The organism is Bifidobacterium sp. SO1, assembly GCF_018555335.1.
GTDB lineage: Bacteria > Actinomycetota > Actinomycetes > Actinomycetales > Bifidobacteriaceae > Bifidobacterium > Bifidobacterium simiiventris.
Window position 1 is genome coordinate 39,898 of sequence record NZ_JAFEJR010000004.1, and the last position, 15,703, is coordinate 55,600.

16 protein-coding genes are annotated in these 15,703 nt (G+C 62.4%); all 16 read right to left on the minus strand.

The window, feature by feature from the left end; genetic code table 11:
- Positions 1-8 precede the first annotated feature (8 nt).
- Positions 9-5,744 carry a hypothetical protein gene (locus JS541_RS04885; protein WP_214373372.1) on the minus strand — a complete coding sequence of 1,912 codons (5,736 nt, stop codon included), beginning with the start codon at positions 5,742-5,744 and terminating at the stop codon, positions 9-11.
- A gap of 19 nt (positions 5,745-5,763) precedes the next feature.
- A complete protein-coding gene (locus tag JS541_RS04890) occupies positions 5,764-6,117 on the minus strand; it encodes a hypothetical protein (protein ID WP_214373373.1) in 354 nt (117 codons plus the stop codon).
- 32 nt (positions 6,118-6,149) lie between these two features.
- The gene (locus tag JS541_RS04895; RefSeq protein ID WP_214373374.1) at positions 6,150-6,590 is read right to left on the minus strand and encodes a hypothetical protein; all 441 of its coding nucleotides are present in this window, start codon (positions 6,588-6,590) and stop codon (positions 6,150-6,152) included.
- 81 nt (positions 6,591-6,671) lie between these two features.
- Positions 6,672-6,953: an Ig-like domain-containing protein gene (locus tag JS541_RS04900; RefSeq protein ID WP_214373375.1), complete on the minus strand. Its 282-nt coding sequence runs from the start codon at positions 6,951-6,953 to the stop codon at positions 6,672-6,674.
- On the minus strand, positions 6,950-7,564 hold the full coding sequence (locus tag JS541_RS04905) for a hypothetical protein (RefSeq protein ID WP_214373376.1): 615 nt from the start codon (positions 7,562-7,564) through the stop codon (positions 6,950-6,952). The genes JS541_RS04900 and JS541_RS04905 overlap by 4 nt, the downstream gene beginning before the upstream one ends.
- Before the next feature lie 76 nt (positions 7,565-7,640).
- Positions 7,641-8,105: a hypothetical protein gene (locus JS541_RS04910; RefSeq protein ID WP_214373377.1), complete on the minus strand. Its 465-nt coding sequence runs from the start codon at positions 8,103-8,105 to the stop codon at positions 7,641-7,643.
- Between the two features lie 7 nt (positions 8,106-8,112).
- Positions 8,113-8,463 (minus strand): hypothetical protein, encoded by a 351-nt coding sequence (locus tag JS541_RS04915; protein WP_214373378.1) that lies wholly within the window; start codon positions 8,461-8,463, stop codon positions 8,113-8,115.
- The gene (locus JS541_RS04920) at positions 8,441-8,998 is read right to left on the minus strand and encodes a hypothetical protein (protein WP_240539249.1); all 558 of its coding nucleotides are present in this window, start codon (positions 8,996-8,998) and stop codon (positions 8,441-8,443) included. The genes JS541_RS04915 and JS541_RS04920 overlap by 23 nt, the downstream gene beginning before the upstream one ends.
- 10 nt (positions 8,999-9,008) lie before the next feature.
- Positions 9,009-9,434 carry a hypothetical protein gene (locus JS541_RS04925; protein WP_214373379.1) on the minus strand — a complete coding sequence of 142 codons (426 nt, stop codon included), beginning with the start codon at positions 9,432-9,434 and terminating at the stop codon, positions 9,009-9,011.
- A 19-nt stretch (positions 9,435-9,453) separates the two neighbouring features.
- The gene (locus JS541_RS04930) at positions 9,454-10,521 is read right to left on the minus strand and encodes a major capsid protein (RefSeq protein ID WP_214373380.1); all 1,068 of its coding nucleotides are present in this window, start codon (positions 10,519-10,521) and stop codon (positions 9,454-9,456) included.
- A 106-nt stretch (positions 10,522-10,627) separates the two neighbouring features.
- Entirely contained in the window at positions 10,628-11,020 is a 393-nt protein-coding gene (locus JS541_RS04935) for a hypothetical protein (protein WP_214373381.1), read from the minus strand.
- 7 nt (positions 11,021-11,027) lie between these two features.
- A complete protein-coding gene (locus tag JS541_RS04940) occupies positions 11,028-11,405 on the minus strand; it encodes a hypothetical protein (RefSeq protein WP_214373382.1) in 378 nt (125 codons plus the stop codon).
- A gap of 26 nt (positions 11,406-11,431) precedes the next feature.
- Positions 11,432-12,310, minus strand: a complete 879-nt coding sequence (locus JS541_RS04945; RefSeq protein WP_240539250.1) for a hypothetical protein — start codon at positions 12,308-12,310, stop codon at positions 11,432-11,434.
- Positions 12,311-12,341: 31 nt separating this feature from the next.
- Positions 12,342-12,947, minus strand: coding sequence for a hypothetical protein (locus JS541_RS04950; protein ID WP_214373383.1), 606 nt, complete (start codon positions 12,945-12,947; stop codon positions 12,342-12,344).
- A 17-nt stretch (positions 12,948-12,964) separates the two neighbouring features.
- The gene (locus JS541_RS04955) at positions 12,965-14,050 is read right to left on the minus strand and encodes a hypothetical protein (RefSeq protein WP_214373384.1); all 1,086 of its coding nucleotides are present in this window, start codon (positions 14,048-14,050) and stop codon (positions 12,965-12,967) included.
- The gene (locus JS541_RS04960; protein ID WP_217625340.1) at positions 14,050-15,642 is read right to left on the minus strand and encodes a phage portal protein; all 1,593 of its coding nucleotides are present in this window, start codon (positions 15,640-15,642) and stop codon (positions 14,050-14,052) included. Before JS541_RS04960 ends, JS541_RS04955 begins: the two co-directional genes overlap by 1 nt.
- Positions 15,643-15,703: the final 61 nt, after the last annotated feature.

The window sequence follows — 15,703 nt, forward strand, 5'->3', positions numbered from 1 at the left end:
AACTCCTTTCAGATCAAACCCAGATTCGCGTATTCGTCGAGCTGACGGTTGCGCTGCACCGGGATCGGGGTGACGCTCGGATAGATGAACGTCTGGTTGTACGTGTCGCCGGATTTCACGGCCGGCATGGACAGAGCCGCGTTAGATCCGGTCGAACGGGTCGAGCGTGCGGATGGCAGGGTGATTCGGCTCGTGCGACGCGCGTCCGTGATGTACTTGTTCGGGATCGACCCGGTCGCGTTGATCGCGGCCATCACGCCCGAACCGTACAGTTCCTCCATGCGGCGCACGCTCGACGCCTTGACCACGTATTCGCCGGTGGACACCATCGTGGACGCGTTCAACGGGATCGAATCGCTCGTGTTGTCGCCCTGACCGGTCACGCGTCCGGTCCTGGTGACGCCGGAGCCGAGCACTTCGCCGCCCTCCGCGTCGCCTCGGACGAAGCCGAGCACCGCGTTGAACGCCTTGCTGGCCCATGACGTGCCCCAATTCCACGCGGCCCAGAATGCGTTTTGCACTTCGTCGGTGGTCGCTCCGAACTGCGCGTTGTACGTGCTGCCGTTCCACTGGTTCGCGTAATCCTGCGCGGTGTCCTTCGCGTTCCTTGCGCCCGTCGCGTCGCCGTCGAATCCCGCGACGCGACGCACGCCGGCCCAATAGTCCGCGTACGACATCGCCGTGTCCTTCGCGTTCTTCGCTCCGGTCGGGTCGCCGTTGAAGTCGGCGACGCACTCCTCGATATCCCAGTCGTCCGCATACTTCTGCGCGGTGTCCTTCGCGTTCTTCGCTCCGGTCGGGTCGGCGTTCAGCTTCGCGGTGGGCACGAGCTTGCCGTACGCGTCCATCTTGCCGTTGACGTAATCCAACGTGGCCTTCGTCAGATCGGTCGCGTTCAGCGTGGTCGTATACCCTTTGCCGTCCTTGCCTTTCTTGAACAGTTCCGCATGCTGCTTGACCAGTTCGGTCTGCACGAGCGCCTGTTCGCCGTTCGCGTCCAGCACGATCGTGTACTTGCCGGTGTCGTCCGTGCTCGTGTTCTTCTTGAGCTCGTCCATCTTCGCCTGCACGTCGTCCATGCTGGTGATCGCACCCGAGTTGATGCCCTCGAGGATCGTTTTGAAGATCGCGGTGTTGCCCGCCTCGGGGAAGATCGCGCGAAGATTGCTCAGATACTGGGTGAGCGCCGTCTTCGTCTGCTCGGTCTCCGCCTTGAACAGGGTGGTCACCTCTTCCGGGGTCAGCCCGTACGTCTTCAACAACTGGTCGACGGCATCCTGGGGGATGTTGATCTTGTTGGCCGTGTCGACGAACTGTTCGGCCAGCTCCTTCTGCTTGGCTTTCACCTGATCGGTCGTCGCCCCGGACTCGACCATGCTTTTCAACCAGTCATGGCCGGCCGTGCCGAGATTCGACAACGCGGTCTGCGCCTGACGGCCCGCCTCGCTCATGTTGTTGAACGAGCCGGTCACGTTCGCGATGCCGGTCGCGTTCTCATCCCAGACGGGCCCGGTCTTCCCGGCGAGCTCGTTGATGTTGGCGATAGCGTCGCCCATGTTCGAATACGTCTCACCGTATTCGGACGCCGCGTTCAACGCGTTCTGCTGGCTTTGCCGCTGACGGTCCTGCCAACTGATGAGCTGCTGGGTCGCGGTGGACAGCATCTGCGTGCGCTGCTCCTGCGTTCCGATGAGGATGCTCAACGCCGCGGAATCCTCGCCCGTCTTGATCAGGTTCTCCGCGAACCCGGCCTGATGCCCGTTCGCGATCGCGGTGGCCTCCGCGTTCGTGATGTACTCCTCGCGGGCCTTCTCCAACGACGCCCTGACCTTCTGGGCCGCTCCGGCGAGAGTACCGTAGTTGCCGGTCAGGGTCGCGATGCCGCGGTTGTTCTTCTCGTAGATGGCGTCGAGTTTGCCGAGCATCGCCTCGTACTGGGATTGCGAGCCGGTCGCGGTCTTCGCGAGATCCTCGGTCTTCATGCCGAGCTTCTCCGCCGCGTCGGCCGTGCTGTCGAATCCGGTCGCCACGTCGGACAGCCAGTTGAACCCGGTCTCCGCGAACTCATTGTCGTTGAACGACTCGTCGATCGTCTTCGCGACCGCGCTGATCCCATCCTCCGCCTCCTTGGCGGAGTCGGGAATGTTCGACAACGCGGCCCTGATGTCCTCCGAAGCCTTCTCGGTCGCCTGCGCCTTGCCCACGTAATCCGACATCGCGGTGGTGAGCGCCGCGACGCCGGCCGTGACGGCCACGCCCACCGGGCCTCCGAACGCGCCCAATACGGCGCTGCCGGCCGACTTGGCGAACGCTCCGGTCTTGCCCAGCACGCCGTTCGCGGCCTTCACGCTGCCGGTGATGCTCGACAACGCGGGGTTGACGGCCACGAACCCGGCGATCGCGCCCTTCATGCCGGTGCCCGCCTGCTTCGCGCTGACGCCCAACGACCGAAGCGTCTTCTGATAGGCGAGCGTCTGCACCGTGTTCTCCAGAAGCCCGGTCTTCACCGTGTTCCACGCGGTCAGACCGGCCTTGCCGAACGTCATGTACAGGCCGATCGCGGCCTGCACCGGTTCCGGCAGACGGCTGAACGCGTCGGCCGTGGTCTTCGCGGCCACCGCCACCGCCTCGATCAGCGGGGTCGCGGCCTTCAACGTCACGGCGAGCGTCCCGCCGAACGTGTCCGACAGTCGACCGACCGTGGACAACAGTTGGCTGAACGCGGGGCTCGCGTCGCCGACCGCGTCGAACACCTTGCGGAACCCGCTCGACACTCCCGCGGAGAAGTCCCTGATGCCGGTGCCCGAGTTCTTCAACAGGCGGCTCACGTTGCTCGAGAACGAACCGAACGTCGCGCCCGCATCCCGGAACACGTTCGCGGTCGTGTCACGCAGCGCGTACGCGGCCGAACCGATGTCCGAGAACGCGTTGCGCACCGACTCCTTCGCGTCCTTCGCACCATCGGCCCACGTCCTCAACGTCGTCTGGAAGCGTGCCGAGTTGACCGCCCGGTCGGCTTTGCCGACCGCCTTGCTGAACCCCTCGATGCCGTTCTGGGACTCCGCCAACGCCGTGTACAGGCCCTTCGCGATGCCGAGCGTGCTTTTGAACGTGTCCTTGAGATACCCGCCCTGCTCCACGACCTCGCGCATCGACGCGACGATCTCGCCGGTGTACCGGGTCTTGTCGACCCACTCCGAGAACTTCGCGGACAGTTCGCTCATATAGTTCGCGGCCCGCGGCAGGTATTGGCTCGTGCCGTCGCTCAGCCGCAGCATCGATTGGACGAGGCTCTTCACGCCAGGCTGCAGCTTGTCGATCGCGGTCTTCGTCGTGTCGAAGATGACGGGCAGTTCACCCGCCTTGTCGGATTCGCGGATGATGTCCGCGATACCCTCCACGACCTTGCCCTCCGCAGTGGCGATGCCGGTCATGCCGGGGATGAGCGTGCCGCTCACATCGTCCATCAGATTACGGATCGCGAGACGCGCCTTGCCGTAGAACGCGTCGTCCATCGCCTGACCGAACCCGTTGAGCTTCGTCGTGGCGATGTCGATCTGCGTGCTGAACGTTTCGCCCTTGTCGCCCCACGCGTGCTTCAACACGGTGAACGCGGCACCAAGACCGATGATCGCGCCCGGGGCTGCCAACGCGGCCTTGCTCATCGTCACGATGGACGAGCCGACGCCGAGCACGCTGCCCGACAGGTTCGTCGCGCCCGCCGCCAGACCGGCCATGACCGTGCCGACCGCGCCGAGCACCGGCACCTTCGTGTCCAGCGTGTCGAACAGGTTCACCAATCGTTGGAACTGGTTGTTGACGCCGCGCAGGCCGGTCGCCCCGTAGGTCATGCCGTCAAGCAGCTTGCCGAAGTCCGTGGCGTGGAGTTTCGCGTAGATGTCGACCGAACGGGGGCGGGTCAGCACGGCGAGATGCGCGGACGCGAGCTTCGACTTCAGGTCTACGTCCATGTCGAGCTTGTCGTTCTTGTCCTTCCACTCGTCGAGCCGGCGTTTCGCCCGCTCCAACTGGAGGTTCAATTCAAGCTCGTATTCGATCCTGCGGTCCGGGTCGGCCTTGATCCTCGCTTCGATCTCGCGTAGTTTCGCGACCGCGTCCTTGATGTCCGCCACGTATTCGACGGGGATGTCGAGGCGCGTGTGCTGCAGCTTGTACAGGTCGTTCTCGAGCGAGTCGGCCGTGCCCTTGACCCGTTCGACGCGGACCTTGATCTCGTACTCCTTGCGGAGTTTTTCGCCGAAGTCCTCCAACCGGGCGTCCAACGTGTCGAACGCGGACGTGAAATAGTTCTCGAACCGGCCGTTGTGCAGCAGCGCGTCCGCGAGGCTCGGCATGCGGTTGATCTTCCGCTGCAGGTCGTCGATGCGGGCGACCGCGTCGTTGACGTTGCGGTTGAGCTCTTCGCTGCGACCCCACGGGAACATCTTCTCCTGCGCGGCCTGCGCGCTTTGCAGACGGTTCCGGTACTGGTCGAGGACATCGTTGACGTATTTGGTGGCCTGCTTCTGCCGGTCGAGCTGCTGTTTGATGGCGGCGGAGGTCTTGGCCTGCCGGTCGGTCGCGTCGGCGAACGCTTCTGCACGTTTCTCCGCCTCACTGTTCGTCTTGGCGAGCCGTTCCGTCTCGAGACGCAGGGACGCGAGCCCGCGATCCAGCCCGTTCCGCAGAACGCCCTTATAGGAGTCCTGGAACTGCTTGACGCTCTTGGACATGTCAGCGGCCGAATGTTTGACCCTCTTGCGCAGGTCGTCGACGGCCTTCTGGTTCTTGCCGATGCTGTCGGTCAGTTCGTCGATCCGACTGGTGTCCAAGCTGCGAATCAGCTTGTTCTGTTCCTTGGTGAGCTCGCTGATGCGGGTCCTCGTACCACGGATCCGTTCGTTGCACCGGTCTCGGGCCGTGGTTTCCTCTTGGATCAGTTTGACGGCGCGCGCAACGCCTTCGATGTCGTTGGCTTTGCGGAGTCCGGTCTTCTCCTTGCGCAGCGCGGCGAGGGTGTCCTTGTGCCGCTGGTATTCCTCGTCAAGCCGTTTCAGCGACTGTCGTTCCTGAGCCATGTCGGCCGACAGGCGGTCCAGCGAGTCCAGAGTCCCGGACATGTCGGAGAACAGTGTGGCGCGTTCCTCGGTCTGGGACTTGACGAGCCCCTGAAGGTTGCGTAGCTTTTCGGCCGCGTCGTCCACGGAACTGGAATCGACCTTGACCTTGGTGTCGATGACCTTCTTCTCGAACGGGGAAAGCTTCCTGCCGGCGTCTTTCCGCGCGTCATCGATGGACCGGGCCATGCGGCGCAGGCCATCGGTGTAAAGGGAGTCGTCGAACTTGGGCGCGAACCTGGTGTTGTCCCAGTCCTTGTCCATCTTGCGACGATCCTTGTCGCGCTTCGACAGGCTGCGACGCCAATCGTCGTCATCGAACGCGGGGGAGATGCGGGTCTTGTCCCAATCCCGTTGGAGTTTCTGACGCTCCTTCTCCCGGTCGTTCATCCATTTCTTCCAACCGGAGTCGTCGCCGTCGATCTTGACCTTCTGACGGATGTGGTCGTTGCCCGCGTGCTTGGCCCAGTCGCGGTAGCCGGAATCGTCCACGTCGGTCTTCACGTCGACATGCACCGGGACGCTTTCATCCGAGTAGCGGGCCAACGCGGCACGCAGTTTCGTGCCGAAACCGGTCGTGTCCGGGTAGATGTCGATACCGACGCTGCCGGCCTTGTACAGAACCATGGGAGACTCTTTTCAGTTGTCAGCCGCCGAGGAACGCCTTCATCGAATCGAACGTGGCGCTACCGCCCGGGGCATGTCCGTCGTCGCGGTTGCCGGGCGGCAGTATCGGCGTGAACTCGGGATGTTTGCCGTTCTTCGAGGTGAGCAGTCCGGCGACGAGCGCGCCGACGTTGTTGTACAGGCCGAGCAGCAGGCTCGTGTCCTGCGTGTACCGGTGGTAGGAAAGCATCGGCGTACCGTCTGATTCCGGGGCGGGTTGCCGGTCGGGATGGTCGAGCAGCCATTCGCGGTACAGGCTTTCGTCATAGCCGGCCAGACCGGTCATGAGCCGCCACAGGAGCCCGCCGTCCAATTCACGGAGGGCGGCGGGCATGTTCAACTGGTAGAAGCGGCGGAAATCGCAGGTCAGTTCGACGGGGCAGGTTCGGTAGGCGTCCTCGACGCTTCGGATTTTCCCAGTTCGTTCCGGTAGAACATGGTCAGCAGCGTGAACGCGTTGAACAGGACGTTGCCGTTGCGGCCCCGCGTCCACTGCTCGTACGCGGTCTTGTCCTTGGCGATCTGCGCGTAGAACTCGTCCGACACGGTGATCAGCCGCGCGATCTGCAACGCCGCCTGCACGTCATCCGTTTGCTCGTCGATCCCGGGAATAATGGACACGTACAAGGTGTCGAGCACGCCGAAATCGGCGGATTGTGCGGGCGTGAACTCGTGGGCCGGCGTCATCGCCGGCACGCCGGACAGTTCGGGATAACGGGCGGCCAGCCCGTCGAACGTGTCCGGGAAAACGTTTTCATCGGTCTCCGTCTCCTTGGAGACAATGGGAGTGTTATTCTTCGCTGCCATGAGCGGTCCTATCTACTAGCGCCTATCGTGGTGTGAAATCCCGGTCCGCGCGGATAGGCACGCGCGGACCGGGAAGAATAATCAGGCGGCGGCGGTCACGGTGACCGTCAACGCGGGCGACGTGACCCCGTCGGCCTTTGCGGTGATCTTCGTGGAACCGACCGCGGCCGGCGTGACGGTGCCGTCGCCGCCGATCTTCGCCTTCGTCTGATCGGATGACGCCCACGTGACCCCGGACGAGAGAATGTCCTTGGAACCGTTGTTCCGGGTCGCCTGAGCGTACAGGCGGATCGTCTTGCCCATCTGGACGCTGCCCGGCGCGGCTCCGCCGTTGGCGGCGGTTACCGCGACCGAGCGGATCATTTTCCCGTCGACGTGGTGAAATCCTCGGGCGAGAAGAGCTGATAGCCGCCGATCTCCCCGTTCGGACCCTTCTTCAGGGATTCCGACGAGAGCACGACCGCGTTGAAGCTGAACTCGGCGAAATCGTCGCCGGTCAGATCGATCGTGTTGAACGTGAAGTCGGCCTCCGGCACGTACAGGCCGAACGACAGGTTGTCGCCGTCGTCGTAGGCGAGCACGAACATGGCGTACTTCTGCACGACCGACTTGACCGGCACGACCACGCCGCCCCCGTTGCCGTCCCAGCCGCCGGTGATCTTCTTCAACGTGGCCTTGTCGCCCTGCACGGACGAGCCGGTTATCGTGATGGTCGGCGCTTCGGTCGAGGATTTCGCGGACGCCTTCAGCCACGTGTCCTTCGTGGTGGTGTCGCCGCCATCCTTCGAGAAGCCGATCTTGTTCGAATTGGACGTGTGGCCGAGATTGTCCCAGCTCACGTTCGCGCCGACCGAGATCGCGCCCGCGTTCAACAGGAACGCGCCCACGCCGGCCGTCGGCAGGCCGGTCTTCGCCGGCGCGAGGAACACCGTGCCTCGCGTCGCCTGGATCAGCGCATTATCGGAAATAGCCATAATGGCCCCTTTCACATGTTTTGGGTATGAAAAAAGGGCCGCGCCATACCGGTCACGGCCCTCGAATGGACAGGAACTACTGGATGTCGCGCGCGTCCATCAGCGCGTCGAACCCGTATTCCTTGATGTTCTTGCCTTGGTTCTCCTTCGCGTCCGAACGGCGTTCGGGAGCGTCCATGCTTACGATCCGACTGATCTTGCCCGACATGGTCGCATCCTCGAACGGCCATCCCATGACCCTCTTGTACAGGTCGCGGCTCAACCCGTACGGGTTGTTGACATCCGCGCCCAGCACGGTGAACGTGACCGTGAACTCCCACAGGCCGCGATCCCTCTGCTTCGGGGACTCGACCGAATAGAGGATCACCCGGCCGGTTTCCGCCATCGCGTTCAGATCCAGATCGATCTCGCTGAACACGTGCACGTCCGGCCACACGTCGTTCGGATACGCGCGGTTCAACAGCTCGTACACGAGGGTTTCCGCATCCAACGGCAGACGCACGTCGAGTGCGAGCCTCTGGAAGATGGTGGTGTCTGCCATGACGGCCTCACATCCTCAACTCGGAAGCGGTCTTGCGCGCCGCGTGCAGGCCTTTCATATGCCGGTTGGCGCGTTCGTTGAAATAGCCGAACTCCAGAAGACTGGCGATCTCCTTGCCTTCGCGGCCGGTCACGCTCAACACGATCTGATGGTTGTACGCGCGTTTGAACGTTTCGATGCTCACGTTGCCGGTCAGATCGGCGCGGGCGACCGCGTGATTGCGGTCATCGACCGTCGCGGCCCTGATGTTCGTGGCTAGCAGGGGCGCGCCCTTCGCGGCGACCTTCGCGGTCAATTGAGGTCCGAACAGGCGGGCGATGTCACGCCCCACATGCTTATTGACCGTCACTCGGCCCATAGCCGCCCACCACCTTCGTCCATTCCGGTTCCGGGATACCGCCCGGTATGTTCTTGCCCTGCACGGTGCGGCGGCAGCGCACCTCCCAATGCCGGGACAGTCTCGACCCGTGACCTCGCCATGTCGGCTCGCCGTCCGCGTCGTACCAGTCGCCCTGATACCAGATGCGCGAGTGGATGTCGCCCGGCCATTCCCGGGCGATGATCTGCAATGGGGTGACCTCCTGCAAGCCGCCCGAGGACTGGCCGGAAGGCGTCTTGTCTTCCGCGCCGGAAATCGAGAACATGCCTGCCTGCTGGGCGCGCCCCTCCACGCTGCAGATCACCTTGACCGGGTCGCCGACCTGCTCGTGGTATCCGCCGTGCGCGTCCTGCACGTGACGCCGGTTGACGACGATCACGTAATCCTCGTCGAACAATTGGCGTACGCCGCCCGTCACGTCCAACCCGTCGTAGAGAAACCCTCCGCCGAACGCGGCGAGATCGATACCGTCGAACAGATGCCCCATGTCGAGGCGTGTCTCAGTGTCACCCATGCCCGCCGCCTTACAATCCGTACGCGCGGTCGAGTGCCATGTGCATCGTGCCGATCGGGCCTATGGAACTGCCTTCCAACATGGCCTTCTCGCGTTTCGACACATACAGGTTCGGGGAACCTTCCTTGCCGGGAGGATTGTCCTGCGGATCGAAGTTCGTGTACTGGTAGGAGCCGTTCGACTCGGTCTTGAACTGGCGGTAACGCACCACGCGCAGCACCATCTGGCATACGACGTACGCGAGCGTGCGTTCCTTGAGATCACCGTTCTGCAATCGGGGGATCGCGTCCGGCGTCTCCGTTTCGATCATGTCCACGGCGACCAGACACATATTCTCCAACCAAACGTTCGGACACCGGTCAAGAAGGAGGTCGGGCTGGTCAAGCGCGTTCACACGCAGCCATTGCAGCCAGTCGACGGAATCCACCGAAGCCATCGCGGCCTCCCTTTCACGGTCAGAGAACGGACGCCTTCGCGGTCGACACGGCCTCCTGCAGGATCGGCATCATCGTGCCGTTCGCCCACAGGTCGTACTTGACCGGAGCACCGCCGGAGAACATCGCGCCGACGAAACCGTCGTTCACGCTCTTGTTGATCTCGTACTCCGGATCCTGACCCTCGACGGTCGGACCGGACGCGGTGAAGCCGAGGCTTGAATCGTTGTAGGACGGGAACATGAGGAACGTGCCGTCCGGGATCATCGCGTTCACGTCCACCGGCATCTTGAAACCGTTGTCGATCTCAAGATCACGGTAGATCAGGTCGATCATGCGCACGTCGGACAGGCCGCACGCGGTGCGCAGCACGTCAAGCACCTCTTCGCGGGTCAGACGAGGCTTCGAGTTCGCGAGGCTCACGCCCGTGTATTCGGTGATGAACGACTCGTTCAGACGCAAAGCGTCGATGACCTTGGACGTGGTGAGTACCGCGCCCGGAGCGCGACCGCGCTCGTCGCGAATCTTGTCGACCCACTTCAGCACGTCGGTCACCGGATCCGACTTCACGTCGGACCACACGGTCTCCGGAGTGAGCTTGGACAGCGTGTTCGGGCGTTCGAACGTCCACGTGTTCTGCTTGATGCCGTTCTCGTCCACGGTGATCTTCGCATCGACCATCGCGGTGATGCGCGCCAGTTCGATGCGCACCGCGGCTTCCTGTCCGAGCTGGGTGAAGATCTCGGATGCCTTGTCGTGAATCCAGTTCGAGTCGCTGGTGTGGGTGATGACATCACGTTCGGAGATGTGTCCCATCTTCGACAGGGGGATCAGACCGGTGTAGTTTTCGCCGGTGCTGGTCGAGGTCTTGCCGTGCGCGGCCTCGCCGTCCCACGCGCGGAACTTCATCGCGTCGGTTTCCTTCGGCGGGATGATCTTCGTCCACGTGACGGTGGTCTGGCCGTTGTTCGACTTGACCGGGAACACGCTGCTGAACGGCAGCAGGTTGTTCACGAAGTCGAACCCGCCCTGCACGAGACCGGACGCCTCGGCGGGGCTGATGATGTTCTTCTCAAGAGTTCCACTCATTGAGGTTTCCTTTCAGATATGAGAAGGCCCGCCACTAAGGAATGGGTCTTCGGAGATTCGTGATCCGGTCAATGCCGGACGAGACGGAGACTCATGAACGGATTGCTCATCGTGTGTCTCCTTCGAGTCGGACGAGGCTGGGCGTGATGGTCACGTCGAACGGGGTGGCCGTGCGGGTCACGATCTGCAGCGGGTAGCCGCCGCCCTTCAGCGTGAACCTCGGTGTTTTATTGGTGGGGTTCACGCTGGATTCGGGGTCGACAAGCTGTATGTACATGAGGGCGGGCAATGTTGACGGCTCGCTGTTCGCGAGCGTGTACGTGCCGGCAGGCAGGCTGACTATGCCGCATCGGATGAGACAGTACCTGTCCTGTCCCGCGACCGGGGTGATCGATCCCTTGACATGGATCGCGCGCCCCTCGTCCATGATCTCGGCGGTGACCTCGCTTGCGGCGGGCCCGTCCAGACTGAGACTGGTGATGGCGGGCAGCAGGTTCACGTTTTCATCACCCCCCCCCCGAAGCGTTCGTCACGTCCGGGGGCATCCAGTCGAGCACGTTCGCGCCCTTGTTGAGCATGGGTTTGAGATCCGCGTCGACCGTGGTGCGCGCCTGCATGCGCAGGGTGAGGTATTTGACCGCGGGTTCGAGAATCGTGTTCACGCCGATCGACTGCGAGGCCTGTCCGGGCCGGTAGCCGACCAGTTCGAACTGCAGGCTCTTCGGCTTGTCGCCCGCGTTGAACGAGAGCACGTCGCCCGCCCTGACCCCGATGTCCGCCAGCTGGATGCTCCACGTGACGAAGTTGTACGCCGCGTCCAACACGCCCGTGACATGCAGGGAACCGTCCGGATTGACCGTGACCGTCAGTCCGCCGATGTCCAATGGGCCGTATCGGAGCAGGTTCGGGCTCAGGCTAAAAAACCGGCCGTACGACCGTTGGTCAGTAACGTGTTGAACTTGCTCTTGATCTCGTTCACCGCGGTCACGACCGCGCCGAACTCGGCCTGAGTTGGGGTCGCTCCCGCAGCGGCTTTCGCGTCCGCCGCACCCACGTTCGCGACCGCCGCGGCCTTCTTCACGCCGCCGATCACGGTCGCGGTGGCCGCGGGCAGCGTGTACGCCGCCGGGATCGTCGGCTTGTTCGACAGATCGTTATAGCTGCCGGTAAACGAGCTGGTGCCCGCGCCGATCGCCGTACGCGCCGCCGCGGCATCCTTCGCGGTGAGCACGTTCTTGCCGACCGTGGACGCGTCGGAGATCGACGCAGAGGTCACGGTCGTAGCGCCACCAGAAGCGGCGGCACCCTTGGCCTCGGACAGCGGGGTCACCACATCGTCCTCGACATCGAAGAACATGCCGCCCCACACCGCGTCGTCGGCCGGCACGACCGGCAGCTTGGATTTGACGATGTCGCCGCGGTAGCGCATGCCCGCGTTGGCTCCGTCGGCCAGTTCCAAACCGCTCAGGTACACGTTGACGGTGAGCATGCTTTCGAGCAAGCCGGCGATCTTGTTCTGACGACCGTCGGTCGCGGTCGGATCGTACGGGCCGTATTCGCCGGTCGCGTCGATCTTCGCGAGCGGGATGCCGCTCTTGATGTAGATGGTCGTGGCGCGGTCGCCCAAACCGGTGAAGTACTTGTTGCGCAAGGCCTCGTCGGTCGTGTTGAACGTGTCGAGGTTGAGGGTCACGCTGACGGTACCGTCATCGGTGTGAGCGCCGTACCGCCACTCGTTGTTTTCCTCCACGGTCACAATGCCCGTGGAGCGCACATTCTCGTATGCCATGTGCTTGTCCTTTCAGTGAAGTGGATGATTGTTACTTGCCGGAGCGGGCTTGACGCCGCTGCTCCTGCATCGCCATAGCCTTCTTGTACCCGTCGTTCATCGAACCGGACGAAATAGCCGGGATGCCCTCGCCACGAGTCCGAGCAATTCGGTCAGCCAGGTCACGTACCGGGGTTGCCGATGGGGCTGTTTTGACTGGTTCGTCGAGATGGAAGGTTTCGGCGATCTTGTCGGCCCACGCGGCCACCTCGTCCGGCGTGGTCTTGTCGCACAGGGCGATCATCGCGTCGGTGAGGTTCGGATGTGCCTTCTGCGCCTTGAGGAACGCGTTCTCCATGCGGGCGTCGTGCAGCTCGTTCTGGGTCTGCGCGTAGGAAGCTTCGGTCTTCTGGAGCTTGTCGTAATTGTCCTTCGCCTGCTTCTCGTGCTTGCGGGAAGCCTGCTGCCAGAACGACAGCTGTTCCTCGACCGGCTGGTCCTTGAGCGCCGGACGCTGCGCCGGCTGCTCCGGTTTCGTTTCGGGTGCCGACGGCTCTACAGTCGGCGCTGTCGACTGTGTTTCGGGAGCCGTGGCGGTCTGCCCGGTAGTGTCCTGGGAATCGTCCGTGACGGTCTGATTCTTGATTTCGTCACCCATACGTGGGCCTTTCTTGATTAGGCAGCGGTGCCAAGCATCGACTGCATTTGATTGAGCAGTGAGCGCTGATACGCCCACGCCTGTTTGAGATGGGTCGAGGGTTTGAACGTGTAGTTTCGCCCCTCGTACCGGAACTTGACTTCCTCTCCGCTGTCCGACACCTGCTTGTAGCGTTTGCCGAACTCGATGGCACGGTTCTTCATGCGCTCGTATTGGGCGAGCGTGGTCTGACGGTCGGGCGTATGCCACGCTTCGACCGACTTGTTGGGAATGGTTTTCGGCGTGGCCCTCGCGTCCGCGGCGGACAATACGGGGCCAAGCTCTCCATGCGTTATGGTCTGCACGCGCACATTAGCCAAGTCGGAGGCTTTATTGCCACCGGCCTCGTTATAGAGCTTGCGCAGATCATCATTGTTGAGCTGGAAACCGGGATCATAGTCGGAACCCGCCGGAGCGACCCCGCAATGACAGTGGTTGTGCATGGGCATGAGATTGTCGGTCGAATACCAACGATCGGCTGCGACCACGCACAATCCGCACGAACCGGACCGGGATAGCTCCGGGTGCAGTACGCGACGGTAGGAGAGCACCTTGCTGCCCTTGTACTGGTCGAGCGTGGCGCTCGTGGAGGCGATCTGCGTGTTCGTGTCCGTAGTGGCCTGCAAGCGGTCGAACGCTGCCGTAATCCATTTGCTGACTTCCTCGTAGTCCTCGTCGCCAACGGACGGCCATGCGGTTGGCCGCAGATCCGGCGTTTCCACGGAGGCGCTGCGATACGAGTCGGCGGGGCGCGCGGCAACGAGCCACGGGTCGGTGTTCACGCGCGGGTAGATGAGCTGCATGACGCTGTTCTTCGGGCTGACGCCGACCATGCGCAGCGTCTGGTTCGCGTAGGCGATGCCCAAACGACGGACCTGGCCGATCAACGCCAGTTCCAGCATGGACAGGCGCGCCGCAGCCCCATACACCACGGCGTCATTCCACCAGTCGGCCGGAGTAAGACTGTTCCACATGATGCGGGCCAATCTCACGTACTCGTTGACCAATTTCTTCTGCGACGCATCCAACGCGTTGGATGCGACCTCAAGCGTCACCCCTGCCATTACATAGCCTCAGCCGTCTGCTCGGAATTGTCCGGTTCCAGCTGCCCGGTGTCGGATGATGCCGTGCCGGTTTCGTCCAACGTCAGGTTCGAACCGAAACCGGTCTCGTCCGGGAGCGTGGGGGAGACTTGCCGCGAGGTCTTGCCCTCGATCAACTGATTCTCCGCCGCCAGCGCCTGAGCGAACTGCGTGTCCATCAAGTCCTGCATGGCCTCGGCGATCTCGATTTCCGTCATGCCGAAGGAACGACGCATGTTCGTCTTGGCAGGCAGAACGCCCTTCGAATAGTTCGCGGTCTGTGCCTGTTCCAACTGGCTCGGCGGATTGATAGGCTTCCACACCGTCTCGAAACGCTGCTCGGGGGCCTTGTTGTCGTTGCCTGCGGTCAATGCCATGCGCAAGAGTCGGGTGAATCCGTCGTTGGCTCGCGCGTTCATGTCCTCGACCTTGAACACCAAGCCCTCGCGCTTGAGCTGCGCGCCCTCGGCGCTACCGGACACGTCCGGGCTGAGAATATCCAACGGCGTGCCCGAAGATGCAGCCAAATGCTTGATGTCCGACGCAACTGCCGTAATCAGCGGAGTGATGTCGGTGACACCGGACTCCCAGAACTTCGCATCGCCCGGCACCAACCACAACGCGTCAGGCCCCTGCTGAAACAGGTCCTTGTAATCGATCTTGTCGCCGGCGCTTGCCAAACCGTCCCGCACCTGCGGATCGGACTCCTTGTAGTACTGCGGCATGTTGCTCATCGACACGGCGCGTTGCTTGAACGCCTGCAACTCTTGAATGCAGAACCGCTGGAAGCGCTGCTGGTCGATCGAACTCAACGCCGGAATATGAGGCTCGAACTGGCCCTTACCGCCTGATGCGTGCATACGCACGATCGGCAAGCATTGACATGCTTCAGCGTACGGGTAGCTGTATTCGGCGGCGCCTTCCCATTCAAACGTCGGAGAAAGAGAAGGCTTCAGTTTGGAATCATCGTTAGCGATGCCGTAGATTTCTTCCTCGTTGTTTTCGTCAAGCAGACTGCGTTTGTCGGTTTCATTGGAAGCGACTCGGCAAAAGATGCGACTCACTGACCCATCTTCGTTTCGCTCCAGCTTGTAAAGGGCAATGTATTCCTTGCCGTCTACCGAACTATAGGTGTAGTTGATCGCTGAATCTTCGTCGGAGGACACGTAGGTCGTCCAAGGGCTGAGCACGGTAATGTAGGACGGGTATTCGTTAGCGTGGACCATCGCGTACGCGTTGCCGTACACGGACAGATCATGGAATAACTGTCTCGATTTCAGTTCCATGCGACATTTGGACCACATGTCGTCCGCTTCGGTGCTGCGCATGGTTTTGTCTGAGATCAGCCTGAACCCGGTCGGCCGTTGTCGGTGGATCACCGCGTCGGCGATGGCTTTAGCCAAGTCAAGCTGACATATTGCCGTGAAGCGTTGGTACACCGCGTAGCCGGACTGGTTCGTGCTTTTCGGAATCGATTTGGTGGGTACCAGTTCCTTGCCGTCGTAGAACGTTTTCAACGTGCAGAGCGTGGGGATGCGGTTGACCAGACCGTTTGTCAGTTCGGTCAGCAGCATCGCGTCACTGTCCGACTCGTCCGCGGATGGGATGAGGCTTTCCAATTCAGCCACCGCAGTC

Coding starts and splice junctions, on each gene's coding strand:
- JS541_RS04910 (WP_214373377.1), bottom strand. CDS start 8,105: ATGGCAGACACCACCATCTTCCAGAGGCTCGCACTCGACGTGCGTCTG.
- JS541_RS04885 (WP_214373372.1), bottom strand. CDS start 5,744: ATGGTTCTGTACAAGGCCGGCAGCGTCGGTATCGACATCTACCCGGAC.
- JS541_RS04950 (WP_214373383.1), bottom strand. CDS start 12,947: ATGGGTGACGAAATCAAGAATCAGACCGTCACGGACGATTCCCAGGAC.
- JS541_RS04945 (WP_240539250.1), bottom strand. CDS start 12,310: ATGGCATACGAGAATGTGCGCTCCACGGGCATTGTGACCGTGGAGGAA.
- JS541_RS04905 (WP_214373376.1), bottom strand. CDS start 7,564: ATGGCTATTTCCGATAATGCGCTGATCCAGGCGACGCGAGGCACGGTG.
- JS541_RS04915 (WP_214373378.1), bottom strand. CDS start 8,463: ATGGGCCGAGTGACGGTCAATAAGCATGTGGGGCGTGACATCGCCCGC.
- JS541_RS04925 (WP_214373379.1), bottom strand. CDS start 9,434: ATGGCTTCGGTGGATTCCGTCGACTGGCTGCAATGGCTGCGTGTGAAC.
- JS541_RS04900 (WP_214373375.1), bottom strand. CDS start 6,953: ATGATCCGCTCGGTCGCGGTAACCGCCGCCAACGGCGGAGCCGCGCCG.
- JS541_RS04890 (WP_214373373.1), bottom strand. CDS start 6,117: ATGCCCGCCGCCCTCCGTGAATTGGACGGCGGGCTCCTGTGGCGGCTC.
- JS541_RS04895 (WP_214373374.1), bottom strand. CDS start 6,590: ATGGCAGCGAAGAATAACACTCCCATTGTCTCCAAGGAGACGGAGACC.
- JS541_RS04955 (WP_214373384.1), bottom strand. CDS start 14,050: ATGGCAGGGGTGACGCTTGAGGTCGCATCCAACGCGTTGGATGCGTCG.
- JS541_RS04960 (WP_217625340.1), bottom strand. CDS start 15,642: ATGCTGCTGACCGAACTGACAAACGGTCTGGTCAACCGCATCCCCACG.
- JS541_RS04920 (WP_240539249.1), bottom strand. CDS start 8,998: ATGGGTGACACTGAGACACGCCTCGACATGGGGCATCTGTTCGACGGT.
- JS541_RS04930 (WP_214373380.1), bottom strand. CDS start 10,521: ATGAGTGGAACTCTTGAGAAGAACATCATCAGCCCCGCCGAGGCGTCC.